This window comes from Amycolatopsis sp. NPDC004772 (assembly GCF_053601215.1).
The window spans coordinates 23,962-37,366 of record NZ_JBSGBK010000023.1 but is presented as its reverse complement, the minus strand read 5'-3'; the positions used below and the strand labels follow the sequence as shown (position 1 = coordinate 37,366).

13 protein-coding genes are annotated in these 13,405 nt (G+C 71.7%); 6 read left to right on the top strand and 7 right to left on the bottom strand.

All coding sequences use genetic code 11. The annotated features are described in order from the left end of the window. Positions 1–47: 47 nt before the first annotated feature. From ACWEF6_RS16485 to ACWEF6_RS16475, 3 genes are read right to left on the bottom strand one after another with little or no spacing between them, the layout of a single operon-like run. Positions 48–1,424 carry a Clp protease N-terminal domain-containing protein gene (locus tag ACWEF6_RS16485; protein ID WP_449683692.1) on the bottom strand — a complete coding sequence of 459 codons (1,377 nt, stop codon included), beginning with the start codon at positions 1,422–1,424 and terminating at the stop codon, positions 48–50. Further along, a complete protein-coding gene (locus ACWEF6_RS16480; RefSeq protein ID WP_449683691.1) occupies positions 1,417–2,751 on the bottom strand; it encodes a caspase, EACC1-associated type in 1,335 nt (444 codons plus the stop codon). The genes ACWEF6_RS16485 and ACWEF6_RS16480 overlap by 8 nt, the downstream gene beginning before the upstream one ends. Beyond that, complete coding sequence (locus ACWEF6_RS16475) at positions 2,748–3,104, bottom strand: effector-associated constant component EACC1 (RefSeq protein ID WP_449683690.1); 357 nt, start codon at positions 3,102–3,104, stop codon at positions 2,748–2,750. Before ACWEF6_RS16475 ends, ACWEF6_RS16480 begins: the two co-directional genes overlap by 4 nt. Positions 3,105–3,215: 111 nt before the next feature. On the opposite strand from ACWEF6_RS16475, the gene ACWEF6_RS16470 reads away from it, so the two are divergent. Continuing rightward, on the top strand, positions 3,216–3,653 hold the full coding sequence (locus ACWEF6_RS16470; protein WP_449683689.1) for a VOC family protein: 438 nt from the start codon (positions 3,216–3,218) through the stop codon (positions 3,651–3,653). A gap of 1 nt (position 3,654) precedes the next feature. Here the strand turns inward: ACWEF6_RS16470 and ACWEF6_RS16465 are convergent, their stop codons facing one another. Continuing rightward, positions 3,655–4,473: an SDR family NAD(P)-dependent oxidoreductase gene (locus tag ACWEF6_RS16465; protein ID WP_449683688.1), complete on the bottom strand. Its 819-nt coding sequence runs from the start codon at positions 4,471–4,473 to the stop codon at positions 3,655–3,657. A gap of 70 nt (positions 4,474–4,543) precedes the next feature. Between ACWEF6_RS16465 and ACWEF6_RS16460 the strand changes: the two genes are divergently transcribed. Both ACWEF6_RS16460 and ACWEF6_RS16455 read left to right on the top strand, forming a co-directional pair. After that, entirely contained in the window at positions 4,544–5,449 is a 906-nt protein-coding gene (locus ACWEF6_RS16460) for a LysR family transcriptional regulator (protein ID WP_449683751.1), read from the top strand. An 82-nt stretch (positions 5,450–5,531) separates the two neighbouring features. Beyond that, positions 5,532–6,386 (top strand): sigma-70 family RNA polymerase sigma factor, encoded by an 855-nt coding sequence (locus tag ACWEF6_RS16455; protein WP_449683687.1) that lies wholly within the window; start codon positions 5,532–5,534, stop codon positions 6,384–6,386. On the opposite strand, the gene ACWEF6_RS16450 is transcribed toward ACWEF6_RS16455, so the two are convergent. Together ACWEF6_RS16450 and ACWEF6_RS16445 are read right to left on the bottom strand one after the other, a co-directional pair. After that, on the bottom strand, positions 6,383–7,009 hold the full coding sequence (locus tag ACWEF6_RS16450) for a (2Fe-2S)-binding protein (protein ID WP_449683686.1): 627 nt from the start codon (positions 7,007–7,009) through the stop codon (positions 6,383–6,385). The genes ACWEF6_RS16455 and ACWEF6_RS16450 overlap by 4 nt on opposite strands. A gap of 18 nt (positions 7,010–7,027) precedes the next feature. Next, positions 7,028–7,876, bottom strand: a complete 849-nt coding sequence (locus ACWEF6_RS16445) for a putative RNA methyltransferase (RefSeq protein ID WP_449683685.1) — start codon at positions 7,874–7,876, stop codon at positions 7,028–7,030. Positions 7,877–8,049: 173 nt separating this feature from the next. Between ACWEF6_RS16445 and ACWEF6_RS16440 the strand changes: the two genes are divergently transcribed. The 3 genes from ACWEF6_RS16440 to ACWEF6_RS16430 are packed head-to-tail and all read left to right on the top strand — an operon-like array spanning position 8,050 to position 12,093. Further along, positions 8,050–9,438 carry an ammonium transporter gene (locus ACWEF6_RS16440; RefSeq protein ID WP_449683684.1) on the top strand — a complete coding sequence of 463 codons (1,389 nt, stop codon included), beginning with the start codon at positions 8,050–8,052 and terminating at the stop codon, positions 9,436–9,438. Further along, positions 9,435–9,773, top strand: a complete 339-nt coding sequence (locus tag ACWEF6_RS16435; protein ID WP_013223833.1) for a P-II family nitrogen regulator — start codon at positions 9,435–9,437, stop codon at positions 9,771–9,773. Before ACWEF6_RS16440 ends, ACWEF6_RS16435 begins: the two co-directional genes overlap by 4 nt. Before the next feature lie 10 nt (positions 9,774–9,783). Further along, positions 9,784–12,093, top strand: a complete 2,310-nt coding sequence (locus tag ACWEF6_RS16430) for a [protein-PII] uridylyltransferase (protein WP_449683683.1) — start codon at positions 9,784–9,786, stop codon at positions 12,091–12,093. On the opposite strand, the gene ACWEF6_RS16425 is transcribed toward ACWEF6_RS16430, so the two are convergent. Then, positions 12,090–13,394 carry a GGDEF domain-containing protein gene (locus ACWEF6_RS16425; RefSeq protein ID WP_449683682.1) on the bottom strand — a complete coding sequence of 435 codons (1,305 nt, stop codon included), beginning with the start codon at positions 13,392–13,394 and terminating at the stop codon, positions 12,090–12,092. The two genes, ACWEF6_RS16430 and ACWEF6_RS16425, sit on opposite strands and share 4 nt — an antisense overlap. Positions 13,395–13,405 lie beyond the last annotated feature (11 nt).

The following is a 13,405-nucleotide window of genomic DNA, read 5'->3' as shown; positions in this document are numbered from 1 at the left end:
CGGTACGGGCGGGCTCGAGGCGTTGCCATCCGTTCCGGCGAGTGGGCTCAGCCGATCCGCCAGATCTCGGTGTCCACACCACCGTAGACCTGCAGGAACGCCTCCGGCGCAGAGTGTGTGGGCGGCCCGCCCGAGACGGGTTGGAGTCCACCGAGGAGTTGCGCTTCCACTCTCCACTCATTCCGCAGATCCTGCATGGTCCTGCTCAGATCCGCCTCGCCGAGGCTCTGTGCCCCGGCGCTGCGCGCGCAGGCTTCGTCGATCAGATCGATCGCGCTTCTCGGCAGCCGGTGCTGCCTGTTGTAGCGCGCAGACAGCTCGACGGCCGCGGCCAGCGCTTCGTCCTCGATGACGAGGTGGTGGTGATCGGCGAGCCGGCTGCGCATGACGCGCAAGACCTCCACTGCCGAGTCGGTGGACATCTCTGCCACCTGGATCGGCTGGAAGAGCTGCGTCAGAGCGGGGCTATCGGCCATGACGGCGCGGTAGCTCGCGGGTGTCGCGGTGCACCCGACGAGGATGTCGCCGTGGAGCACTGCCGCGCCGAACACCTCGGCGTGACCGCCGTGGAACAGTTCGGAGATGTCGTCGAGCAGCAGGATGACGTCCTTGCGCGCCCTGACTTCGGCCAGCGCTTCCCGCAGGCGGCCGCTTTCGCGGCCGCCGTGCTCGAGCGAATGGATCTCCCGGCCTTTCAGCTGCTCCGGCACGTCGCCGGCGACGATCCGCTGCGCCAGACCGTCGAAGACGGCTGTCTTGCCGACACCGTGTTCGCCGACGAGGACCGGATTGTGCCGGGTCCGACGGGACAGGACCTGTACGACCCGATCGATTTCCTTGGTCCGCCCGACGGTGGGGACCAGCGCTTCGTCCCGGGCCAGCCGGGTGAGGTTCCGCCCGAGCTGATCCAGCGACGACGGCCGCGCCCGAGCGGCAGGGGAAGGGGACTCAGCGCGTTCCCGGTCGTCCGGGAGCGTCGCTCCTTCCCTGCCCTCGGCAACGAGCTTCACCGTGAATTTGCGTAGTTCACCGAGCTGGACGCCCCGCTTGACCAGGACTTGCACGCCGACCCCCTCGCCTTCGCGGATCAGGCCGAGCAGAAGGTGTTCGGTCGCGATGTAGGTGTGGCCGAGTTGCAGAGATTCCCGCAAGGCGAGCTCGAGCACCTTCTTCACGCGCGGGGTGAAGGGAATGTGCCCTTCCGGCTGGTGGGAGCCGGACCCGATGACCTCGACCACGTCCTGATGGATCGAGTCGTGGGTCACGCCGGCGGTTTGGAGTGCGTACGCCGCGCCGGCTTCACCTTCGCCGGACAGTGCCAGGAGGAGGTGCTCGGTTCCGATGTAATTGTGGTTCAGCATCCTGGCTTCTTCTTGAGCCAGGACGACGACCCGTCGTGCCCGGGCGGTGAAGCGCTCAAACAAAGTCGTCGTCCTCCGGCATCGGTGGTTCGCTTCCCAGGAGCGTCAGATCCCGCCGGATCCGCAGGACTTCGGCGGCGTCAGAACTCTGCGGGATCTCCTGCAGAGCCAAGTTCTCCCTCAGGAGAGCCACGCTTTCGTCCGTGTGCCCGAGCAGGGCGAGGTTGATGGCGAGCACGTGGTGTGTGCGCAGCGCGTCCGGAGCGCGGTGCCCCAGTATCCGCCGGACTTCTGGCAGAAGGGCGCGAAGCATGCCGACCGCTTCTTCCCGTAGTCCCGATTCACCGAGGTTCACCGCGAGCAGATGCCGTGACCGCAGCGTGTCGGTGTGCTCGTCGCCGAGCTCGGCGGACTGCCGGGCGAGCAGGTTCCGCAGCCGGTCGACCGCTGCCGAAGGGTCGCCGCCTTCGCCGATCGCGTGGGCGACGAGCTGCTCGGTGCGCCAAACCTTCGCGTGCCGGTCGCCGAGGATTGCCTGCTGGCGGGCCAGGATCTTCTGCAGGTCGGGCAGCTGCTGCTGCCAGCTCACGGCCCGGCCCCGCCGGACGACTTCGGTGATCCGCCTGTCCAGGTCCTCTTCGTTCTCCGCCGAGATGGCGTGGTTGCGCGCGATCCGGAACCGGCCCGAGTTCTGGCTGCCGCGCTTCTGCGGCCGAGGCAGTCCGGCGGCCGTCATCGTGGCCGACAGGTGCTGGAAGACGTCGTCGACCGTCAGGTATTCGCCCGCTTCCGGGATCCCCGTCTTCAGCACTCGCAGCAGCCGGCCGGTGAACGCGGTGTGCGGCTCGCCGTCGAGCACCAGGGCGACCTGGTCGCGCTGGGCGGACGTCATCAGGTAGGTCCCGTCGATGTCGAGCTGGCCGACGACCGCCCCGACCGGGTCCGCGAGCGTTTCACCCATCGCCCGGCCCGAATAGCAGGAGTCCAGGATGACGACTTTCGTGCGCGCCGGGCTGTCCAGGATCTGGTCTCGCAGCGCGTCGTAGGACAAGGACCCGAATGTCGGATGTTCGAGGTCGCTGTCGGGCAGGCCGAGGTACAGCTCGTGCCGTCGGCCGATGATGCCGTGGCCGACGAAGTAGACGACCAGGAGACCCGTCGCGCCCGCCATCGCCTCACGGATCCGCCGCCCCAGCTGGGCGATGTCCGGTTCGTCGAGCAGGACCGTGCAGTGCTCGCCCTGGACGAGGCCGTGGTCCGGATCCGTGAAGACCTCCCGCATGTCGTGCAGGCACTGTTCGACGACGGGAATGGGCGGAAGGCGCTCGTCGGTGTATTGGGACGTGCCGATGAGCACGACGCGCGATTCGCCTCGGACCGCGGGCGTCATGCCGATTCGTCCTCCCGGAACAAGCGGTCGAGGATCGCTTCGAGGTCGTCCGGGCCGATTCGGTCGGCGTCGATTTCCGTGGTCTGCTCACCGTGTTCGCCACGGCTCACCCGGAGGACGACGTGCCGGCCACGGGGCCGCTGAACCCACGCCTTCAACGCGGAGGCGAGAACGGTCAGGGCTCCGCCGCTGCCGACCGAAATGACCAGCGCGTCCGCGATCGTTCCCAGTTCGCCCGGCTTCGGCGCCTCGAAACGTTTCTTCACCACCGGCCGCAAGTCGGGGTCGCCGCGCAGCCAGTCGAGCAACGACTCCTGCAGCGCTGGATCGTTCACGGAAATGGCGATGTCCATTCGGCTGTTCGCCCACCCTCTCGGCCGGTACAACGTGCCGGGAAAGTCGTGACCGCGATGCGTCTTGTTACGCGCGGTGCAGCGAGCCTCTTGCGGCTACGCTCCACTCTCGTGACGGTGCGCTGGAGCGTGACGATCGACTGCGCGGAACCCCGCGTGCTGGCGAGGTTCTGGGCGGTGGCCCTCGGCTACATCGAGCGCCCGCCCCCGGCGGGGTTCGCGAGCTGGGAGGCGTGGTTCGCCGACAACGGCGTGCCCGAGGACGAGTGGGACGACGGCGCGTACCTGACCGACCCGGAGGGCGTCCTGCCGAGCCTGAGCTTCCTCAAGGTGCCCGAAGCCAAGGTCGCGAAGAACCGCCTCCACCTGGACGTCCAGGCCGGCGGCGGCCGCGAGGTGCCGTGGGAGACCCGCTGGGAGCGGGTGGTGGAGGCGATCGCCCGCCTGACCGCCGCGGGCGCGACCGTCCTGCGCGAGGACAAGCTGGACGGCCGGCCCGACCACTTCGTGCTGGCGGATCCCGAGGGCAACGAGTTCTGCGTGCTGTGAATCAGCTCCGCCAGGGCAGCACCCGCCCGAACCGCACCAGTTCGCCGTAGGTCGCCGGGTCCACGTCGGCGAACACCAGGTCCAGCACCGCCCGCGCCGCCTCGTCCGGGGTCTGGGCCTGGCTGAAGTCGCTGAACCACGGCCGCGACGCCCGGGTGTCGATCAACCCCGGGCAGACCGCCGCCAGCAGGGTGCCGGCCGCGAGGTCGGCCTCCCGGCGGCGAGCCGCCACCGCGCGGACCGCCGCGACCTGCGCCACCTTCGACGGCACGTTGATCCACTCCGGCCAGCCCGCCGCGGCGGCCGTGCCGTCGTGGATCGCCGCGCGCCAGTCCTCGACCGCCTTCTCCACCTCGTCCAGGGAGACGCCGTCGAAGCGTGCCCGCAGCGGCTCGGGCAGGTGGTCCAGGGTGCCCAGCGAGCTGGCCACGACCAGCAGCCGCCCGCCCGGCCGCAGGACCGGGCCGAACGACCGCAGCACCGCGTGGGTGCCGCCGTTCGCGACGTCGATGAAGACGTCCGCCTGCTCGGCCTGCGGGCGGCCCGGGTCGAGCGGGCCGACGGCGTTCGAGAGCACGATGTCGACCGGCGCGGCGAATCGCGCCACCGCGGCCGGGTCGGAGACGTCGAGGACGCGCCCCTCGACCCGGCTGCGCGTCGCCGGGTCGGCGGCGACCCTCGAAACGGCCGCAGCCACCCGCCCGGCGTCGCGGCCGGTGAGCAGGACGAGGTCTTCGGGAGCGAGGCGGGCGGCGAGCCCGCGGACGAGGGCGAAGCCGAGGCCCTGGTTGGCCCCGGTCACCACAGCAGTGCGTGTCATACCGCCACGCTAAGAGCGCGAATGCCATGCGGAAAGCGAGAATCAAGCAAGCCTGGTATGCGTGGACGTCATGGACTTCGGTGACGTCTCCCTGGTCGCCCTGCGCGTGTTCCGCGAGGTCGCCGAGCGCGGCACGCTCACGGCGGCCGCCCAAGCGCTCGGGTACACGCAGTCCGCGGTGTCGCGGCAGATCGCGTCCCTCGAACGGGTGGCCCGGACACCCGTGCTGGAACGCAGGCCCGACGGCGTCCGCCTCACCGCCGCCGGGGCCGTCGTGCTGCGCCACGCCATCGCGGTGCTCGACGAGATCGCCGCCGCCGGGCGCGAGCTGGCCGGGCTGCCCGCCGACGCCGGCACGGTCCGCCTGGGCTGGTTCCCCAGCGCGGGCGCGGTCCTGGTGCCCCGCGCGGTCGCCGAACTCCGGCGCACGCACCCCGCCATCACCGCGGTCACCCGGGAAGGCACGACGCCGGTCCTCGTCCGGGCCCTGCGCGCGGGCACGATCGACCTCGCCGTTCTCGGCTCGGTCCCGCCGTTCCGCCCGCCCGACGCCGAAACGCCGGCACTGCACCTGGAGACGCTCGCCGAACGCAGCCTCCGCCTCGCCGTGCCCGCGGGCCACCCGCTGGCCGGCGCCGGCCCGGTCGACGTCGCCGAACTGCGCGGGCAGCGCTGGATCGCCGGGCCGTCGTCGGGGGAGGACACGCTGATGGGCGTCTGGCCGGGCCTCGACGAGCGGCCCGAGATCGCCCACACCGCCCGCGACTGGCTGGCCAAACTGAACCTGGTCGCCGCCGGCTGCGGGCTGACGACGTTGCCCGCGTCGCTCGCCGACGCCGTGCCGCCGGGCGTGCGGGTGCTGGACGTGCGCGGCGGCCCGGCGGAGCGGCGGCGGGTGCTGCTGGCGCGCCTCCCGGGGCCGCTGTCCGAGCCCGCGGCCCTGCTGGCCGGCGTCCTGCGCCGCACCGCCGGATGACGCGGATCACGTTCATTCCGGTCACATCGCCCGCCGCCGCGGGGTCTACTGCTACGAGCGGCGACGGAAGGGACCAGACACAGTGGACGCGCTGACCGAGCGGTTCGAACGGGAGCGGCCGCGGCTGCGGGCGGTCGCCTACCGCATGCTGGGCTCGGCCGCCGAAGCCGACGACGCCGTCCAGGAGGCGTGGCTGCGGTTCCACCGCACCGACACCGGCGAGATCGACAACCTGCCCGCGTGGCTGACCACCGTGGTCGCCCGGGTGTGCCTGTCCCTGCTGCGCACGCGCCGCAACCACCGCGAAGAGCCCCTGGAGGCCCAGCCCGAGCCGGACGACGACCGCCGCGACCCCGGGCAGGAGGCCGAGCTGGCCGACACCGTCGGGCTCGCGCTGCTGGTGGTGCTCGACGCGCTGGGGCCGGCCGAGCGCGTCGCGTTCGTGCTGCACGACATGTTCGCGGTGCCCTTCGACGAGATCGCGCCGGTGATCGGCAAGACCCCGGCCGCCACCCGGCAGCTCGCGAGCCGCGCCCGCCGCCGGGTGAAGGGCGGCGAGGCGGCGGACGCGGACCTGCCCCGGCGGCGCAAGGTCGTCGAAGCGTTCCTGGCGGCCTCGCGCGGCGGCGACTTCGAAGCGCTGCTGTCCCTGCTCGACCCGGACGTGGTGCTGCACGCCGACCGGTTCGTCGGCCCCAGCCCGGCGCCGATCGAGCTGCGCGGTGCCGAGAGCGTCCGCCGCGGCGCGATCCTGGCGTCCGAGCGGGCGCGGGCGAGCGAACTCGTCCTGGTCGACGGCGCCCCCGGCCTGCTCATGGTGCGCGACGGGCGGCTGGCCGTCGTCCTGGCGTTCCGCGTCGACGGCGACCGCATCACCGGCATCGAGGTCATCGCCGATCCCGAGCGGCTGGCGGCGTTGGAACTGGCGGTGCTCTAACCCAGGGCGGCGCGAAGGCGGGCTTCGCGCTCTGACGGCGTCTGGCGCGGGCAGCTCACGCACTTGGGGTTGCCGACTTCGTAGATCAGGCAGCACGAAGCACGCCGTACGGCCGGGGTGCGGCCGACGCGCACGAAGCGCGGCTTCGGCAGGTCCAGGCCGATCGCGGCGACGAGGGGTTCGGCGAGGGCCATCGCGCGCTCCGGATCCGGCGTCCACAGCAGCCGGTTGCCGATGGAGTCGGTGGCGATCGCGCCGAGCGCGCGTTCCCGCGCCCCGCTGACGGCCGCGATGGTGCTGATCGCGGTGCCGAGAGCATCGGTGAGGGCGGCGCCCACCGCGGGGAGGCCACCGTCCAGCGGACGGGTCGATCGGGCGCCGAGGAACCGCCCGTCGGCGACGAGGTCGAGCTCCACGGCGGCCAACGAAGGATCGACCGGCGCTCCGGCCACCAGGCCCTCCATGGCCGGGGCCACGAGGACCGACGACAGCGAGTACCACCAGATCGTCCCGAGCACCTCGGGGCGCGCGCAGCCGTACAGCTTCGCGGCGCCGCCGATGCGGGCCCGCACCCACTCCGCGTCCGCGAGCCGGGTCGCGGACGCGGTCCAGTCGGGCTTCACGCCTTCACCCTTCCAGACTCAGCGCGGCCGGTACGTGGAGACCGTGAACGAGATCGTCACCACCTGGGACTCGCTCAGCGCGTCCAGGCGCTCGCGGCGGCCGTCGCGGTCCAGGTGGAACCCGGCGGGCCCCATCTCGACCGCCTGGCGCACCTGCCGTGGCGTCAGCTCGACCTCGCGCCGGACCTCCGTGCGGCCGGTGCGCGTGAAGTGCTCGCCGAGGGTGGCGTCCAGGCGCTCGTCCTTGCGCTCGTCGACGGCCAGCACGAGGTCGCCCAGCTCGCGGAGGTGGTCCGGGGCCGGCGCGGCGACGACCAGCAGGCCGCCGGGACGCAGCACGCGGTGGAACTCCGGCCCGTTGCGCGGCGCGAAGACGTTCAGCACGACCGACGCCACGCCGTCGCCCACCGGCCACGGCTCCCACAGGTTCCACACCGCCGCGCCCAGCCGCGGGTGGGCCCGCGCCGCGCGCCGCAGCGCGACCGCCGAGACGTCCAGCGCGAGGCCGAACGCCTCCGACCCGTCCAGCACCCGCGCGAGGTAGTACCCCGTGCCCGCGCCGGCGTCGACCACCAGCCCGCCGGCCGACGCGCAGACACGGGCCAGCTCGTCGGCGAGGGGCTCGTACGCGCCCGAGGCGAGGAAGTCCGCGCGCGCCGCGACCATCGGTGCGGTGTCCGCCGTCCCGGCCGGGATTCGCGCGTGCAACAGGTTCACGTAACCCTGCCGGGCTAGATCGAAAGAGTGGCGATTCCCGCAACGCAGCGTGCGTCCCGCTGCGCCGATCGGGTCACCGCACACCGAACACCGCAGGGCCGCGACGACCGGGGGTGGCAGTGGGTCATTCCCGTGGTCGGCCGGTGTCATGGGGATATTCGACCACGACGTTTCGCAACCGGACACTCCAGGAGGGGTCGCGGGAAACCTGGCCGTAACAACCGGGCGCGGACAGTTCACGCGGGCGAAACCTCGCGCGCCGCCCCGTGAAACACCGCGCGCCAAAACTGCCAACGCACGAACCCAGGGCACGGGAGGACGATGTGCTGAACGCAGGAGACACCGCGTGGGTATTGGCCAGCGCCGCGCTGGTCATGCTCATGACCCCAGGACTGGCGTTTTTCTATGGCGGCATGGTCCGCGCGAAGAGCGTCCTGAACATGCTGATGATGAACTTCATCGCGCTGGCCGTGGTGGGGGTGCTGTGGGCCCTGTACGGCTTCTCGATGTCGTTCGGCGACGACGCTTTCGGAGGTTTCCTCGGTAACTTCCACTTCGCCGGCCTCGAAAACACCTTCGGGAAGCTCGCCGGGTTCGCGGTCGCCGCCACCGACACCACGCCGGCGGTCGCCTGGCCCGGTTCGGACGCGCTGCCGGTGCTCGCGTTCGTGATGTTCCAGCTGATGTTCGCGATCATCACGCCCGCGCTGATCTCCGGCGCCATCGCCGACCGCGCGAAGTTCTGGGGCTGGACGCTGTTCGTCGTCATCTGGGTGACGGTCGTGTACTTCCCGGTCGCGCACTGGGTGTTCTCCTTCAACGGCTTCATCGGCGAGAACGCCGTCGGCGGCTGGATCGCCAACAACCTCAAGGCACTCGACTTCGCCGGTGGTACCGCGGTCCACATCAACGCCGGTGCCGCGGGTCTCGCCCTCGCCATCGTGCTCGGCAAGCGCAAGGGCTGGCCGAAGGACACCGGGCGCCCGCACAACGTCCCGTTCGTGCTCCTCGGTGCGTCGCTGCTGTGGTTCGGCTGGTACGGCTTCAACGCCGGTTCGGCGCTGGCCGCCAACGACCTCGCCGCGGTCGCGTTCACCAACACCACCGTCGCCACCGCCGCCGCCGTCCTCGGCTGGCTGCTGGTGGAGCAGCTCAAGTTCGGCAAGCCGACCACCCTCGGCGCGGCTTCGGGCGCGGTCGCCGGCCTGGTCGCCGTCACCCCGGCGTGTGGTTTCGTGAGCCCGATCGGGGCCATTGCGATCGGCCTCATCGCCGGTGCGGTCTGCGCGCTCGCCATCTCGCTCAAGTTCAAGTTCGGCTTCGACGACTCCCTCGACGTCGTCGGCGTCCACCTGGTCGGCGGCATCGTCGGCACGCTGCTGATCGGCTTCTTCGGCACCACCAGCGTCAACGCGCTCGGTGCGGACGGCCTGTTCTACGGCGGCGGGTTCACCCAGCTGGGGCGCCAGGCCGCGGCCGCCGGTGCGGTGCTCGCGTACTCCTTCGTGCTGTCCTTCATCATCGGCTTCGTGATCAAGAAGGCCGGCGGCTTCCGCGTCAGCACCGAGGACGAGGTCAGCGGCATCGACGAAGCCCAGCACGCGGAAAGCGCGTACGACTTCACCGGCTCCGGCGGTGGCCTCGGCCAGCCGACGACCATCCCGGTCAAGTCCGCCACCCCGGCCGCGAAACTCGAGGAGAGCAAGGCATGAAGCTCATCACGGCGATTGTCAAGCCGTTCACGCTCGACGACGTCCGCTCCGCGCTGGAGCAGCTGGGCGTGCTGGGCATGACGGTCAGCGAAGTCCAGGGCTACGGCCGGCAGAAGGGCCACACCGAGGTCTACCGCGGCGCGGAGTACTCGGTGGACTTCGTGGCCAAGCTGAAGGTCGAGGTCGTCACCGACGACACCAACGTGGAGAAGGTCCTCGAGGCCATCACCACGGCCGCGCACACCGGCAAGATCGGTGACGGCAAGGTGTGGGTGACGCCGGTGGAGACCGTCATCCGGGTACGGACCGGCGAGCGCGGCACGGACGCCCTATAAGGCGTCTGGGATGGCCGACGGGGGCGAACTGGTCAAGGCCACCGAGCGACTGCTCGAGGGCAGGCACGGGAGGCTGGGGGCGTCCGCTTTGCGGGCGGCCCTGGTCGACCTCTACGAGTTCTGGCTGGGCAGGGGAGCCTCGGCGGCCGGCGTCGACACCGCGGAACCGGGTGTCGCGCTGGTCGCCGTGGGCGGGCTCGGCCGCCGGGAACTGGTGCCGTTCTCCGATCTCGACCTGCTGCTGGTGCACAACGGCAACAGCGGTGTCGGCGAGATCGCGGACGCGCTCTGGTATCCGTTGTGGGACGCGAAAGTCGGGCTCGACCACTCGGTCCGCACGCCGGGTGAGGCGCTGAAGGTCGCTTCGGAGGACCTGCGCGTGGCCATGGGCCTGCTCGACGCCCGGCACCTCGCCGGGGACGCCGAGCTGAGCGGCCGCCTGGCGTCCGCGGCGCGCGACCAGTGGCGCCGTACGGCGCGCAAGCAGATCCCGGACTTGACGGCGTCGGTCCGGCAGCGCTGGGCCCGCAGCGGCGAAATCGCGCAGTCCGCCGAACCGGACCTCAAGCACGGCCGGGGCGGCCTGCGGGACTTCGCCGTGCTGGAAGCCCTCGCCGCGGCGCAGCTCACCGCGCGTCCGGGCGAGGAACTCCTGGAAGCGAAAGGACTTCTCCTCGACGTCCGCACGGAGCTACGGCGCGAGATCAGGCGTGAACGGGACGTCCTGTCCGCGCCGGAGGCCGAACTGGTCGCGGCCGAGCTCGGCTTCGGCGACCGGTTCACGTTGGCCCGCAAGCTGTCCGGAGCGGGCCGCACGATCGCGTACGCGCTGGACGTGGCACTGCGGTCCACTGTGGAGCCACCCCGGTCGCGCTTCGGGCGACGCCCGTCGCGGACGCCGCTCGCGGAAAACGTGGTGCTGCACGGCAACGAGGTGGCGCTGGCCCGTGACGCCGTCCCGGCCCGCGACCCGGCGCTGCTCCTGCGGGTCGCGGCGGCGTCGGCGCGCACGGGCAAGCCGATCGCGCTCGGCACGCTCAAAGCGCTGGCCGAGTCGGCGCCGGAGCTGCGCGCACCGTGGCCGGCCGAGGCGCTCAACGCGCTGGTCGAGCTCCTGGGCGCGGGCGAAGGCCTGGTCGACGCGGTCGAGTCCCTGGACCGGACGGGCCTGTGGTCCCGCCTGTTCCCGGAGTGGGGCGCGGTCCGCGACCTGCCGCCGCGTTCGCCGGTGCACCAGTGGACGGTCGACCGGCACCTGGTCCGCACGTGCGTCGAGGCGGCCAAGCTGACGACCACGGTGTCCCGCCCGGACCTGCTGCTGATCGGCGCGCTCCTGCACGACATCGGCAAGGGCCGCGACGCCGATCATTCGGAGCTGGGCGCCAAGATCTCGGCCCAGGTCGCGACCAGGCTGGGCCTCACCCCGGCCGACGTCGCCACGGTGTCGGCAATGGTCCGCCACCACCTCCTGCTGCCGCACACGGCAACCCGGCGCGACATCAGCGAGCCGGCCACGGTGGCCCGCGTGGTGAAGACCCTGGACAGCGACATCGTCCTGGTCGAGTTGTTGCACGCCCTGACCCAGGCCGACTCGCTGGCAACAGGCCCCGGGGTGTGGACGGACTGGAAGGCACGCCTGCTGGCGGAGCTGGTGTCGGGCTGCGAAGAAGTGTTGCATGGCAAGGGTTTCACGGCCCCCTCGCCGATGGACGATGAACAACGCGAGCTCGTCGCATCGGCGGTGGCCTCGGGCACGGGAGAGATCCGCATCAGCTCGCATGGGAAGGTGGTCACGGTCCTGCTGGCGGTCCCGGCCAGGGCGGAGCTCCTGGCCCCGGCGGCGGGCGTGCTGGCCCTGAACTCCCTGGAGGTCCATTCGGCGGTCCTGCGCGGCCACAACGGCGGCCGCGCGGGGGTGTTCACGGCCTCGCCGAAGTTCGGGTCGCTCCCGGACGCGACATTGCTGCGGGAGCAGTTCGCCCGAGCGGTGGCGGGCACGTTGCCGCTGACGCAGCGCCTGGCGGCGAAGGAGCGTGACTACGGGTCGCCGGCGCCGGTGGCGCCCAAGGTGCTCTGGTTCGACGACGAGACATCGGGCCCGGACACGGTGGTCCTGGAACTGCGCGCGGCCGACCGCATCGGGTTGCTGTTCCGCGTGGCGGGAGCGCTGCGCCGCTGTGACGCGGAGGTCCGCTGGGCCAAGGCATCGACCCTGGGCGGAGCGGTGGTGGACTCGTTCGCGGTGACCCCGAGGAGCGGCCGCATCGAGCCGGGGTGGCGCCGCGAGGTGGAGCAGGCCGTCCTCGCCGCGGCGTCCTAGGCGATCGCCGTGCCGTCGACCACCTGGTTGCGGCCCGCGTCCTTGGCTCGGTAGAGGGCCTTGTCCGCGGCCTGCAGCAGGCGGTCGACGGCCGTTCCGCCGTCCGGGTAGGTGGCGACGCCGATGGAGGCGGACAGGCCGCCGATCGCGCGGGTGCCCGTGCCGTCCTCGTACTCGACGCGCAGGGACTCGATCGCCGAACGGATGCGCTCGGCCACCGCCAGGACCGCCGCCGGTCCGATGTCCGGCAGCAGGACGACGAACTCCTCGCCGCCGAAGCGGCCGACCGAGTCGTAGTCGCGGACGGCGCTCTTGATCGTCGCCGCGACCGCGCGCAGCACCGTGTCGCCCGCCAGGTGGCCGTGCTCGTCGTTGATCAGCTTGAAGTAGTCCAGGTCGATCATCAGCACGCCGAACGTGCTGCGCGTGCTCCGCTGGGCGCGCGCCAGCTCGCGTGAAGCGAGCAAGTGCCACCCGGTCGTGTTGAACAGGCCGGTCTTCTCGTCGGTCGTCGCGGCGATCTCCAGCTGCTTGATGAGCACCGCCCGGTGCAGCACCAGCAGCGGCGGCACGATCGCGACGGCGAGCGCGGGCAGCGTCGCCAGCGTCAACGCCGTGAGCAGGCCCAGGCAGAGCGTCGCGACCTCGAGGAGGTTGTCGCCGAGGCCGCCGAAGAACGCCTTGATCGTGCGCTTGGTGATGGTCAGCGCCGGGACGATGGTGATCGCCGCGACCAGGAAGTACGTGACGGCGGCCAGCGTGATGGCCGTGACGCCGCGCCAGCCCGCCGTCAGCGCGGCGTACATGTCCGGGACACCGAGACGGCTCAGGACGAGTTCGGCCGAGTAGCAGGTGATGACGACCAGCGTCGCGTTCAGCGTCGTCCGGAACGGCGGGACGCGCTTGATCTTCGCGAGGCTGCGCGTCGCCAGGTGCAGGTAGAGGACGGCGATCAGCGCGGTGACCAAGGCGGGCGGCAGGAGCAGCACGCCGGCGAACGTCCAGACCGACGTCAGGTTGATGTGCGGGGTGTCGGACACCAGACGTCGGACGCGTTCGATCTTCCGGCCCAGCTCGGCCTGCAGCACCCCGAGGCCCGCGAGGACGCCGAAGACGGCCACGTCCCACCCGCGCGCGGGGACTTCCACGGCGCTCCAGGTGGTGGCCACGAGCGCCACGGACTCGACGAGGAAGCAGTAGAAGATCAGCGACCCGCGCTGCCGCCAGAGGGTCCAGTGAGCAGGATTCAGCGCCCCACGGATCCGTCCCGCGCGGGGTTGGGCCGGACGGGCGCCGTCCATACTCAAGGCGG

Excerpts from the sequence above, each read along its gene's own strand:
- ACWEF6_RS16430 (WP_449683683.1), top strand. The coding sequence starts at position 9,784 with ATGGCCGACGGGGGCGAACTGGTCAAGGCCACCGAGCGACTGCTCGAG.
- ACWEF6_RS16480 (WP_449683691.1), bottom strand. The coding sequence starts at position 2,751 with ATGACGCCCGCGGTCCGAGGCGAATCGCGCGTCGTGCTCATCGGCACG.
- ACWEF6_RS16435 (WP_013223833.1), top strand. The coding sequence starts at position 9,435 with ATGAAGCTCATCACGGCGATTGTCAAGCCGTTCACGCTCGACGACGTC.
- ACWEF6_RS16475 (WP_449683690.1), bottom strand. The coding sequence starts at position 3,104 with ATGGACATCGCCATTTCCGTGAACGATCCAGCGCTGCAGGAGTCGTTG.
- ACWEF6_RS16425 (WP_449683682.1), bottom strand. The coding sequence starts at position 13,394 with ATGGACGGCGCCCGTCCGGCCCAACCCCGCGCGGGACGGATCCGTGGG.
- ACWEF6_RS16445 (WP_449683685.1), bottom strand. The coding sequence starts at position 7,876 with ATGACACCGGCCGACCACGGGAATGACCCACTGCCACCCCCGGTCGTC.
- ACWEF6_RS16460 (WP_449683751.1), top strand. The coding sequence starts at position 4,544 with ATGGACTTCGGTGACGTCTCCCTGGTCGCCCTGCGCGTGTTCCGCGAG.
- ACWEF6_RS16465 (WP_449683688.1), bottom strand. The coding sequence starts at position 4,473 with ATGACACGCACTGCTGTGGTGACCGGGGCCAACCAGGGCCTCGGCTTC.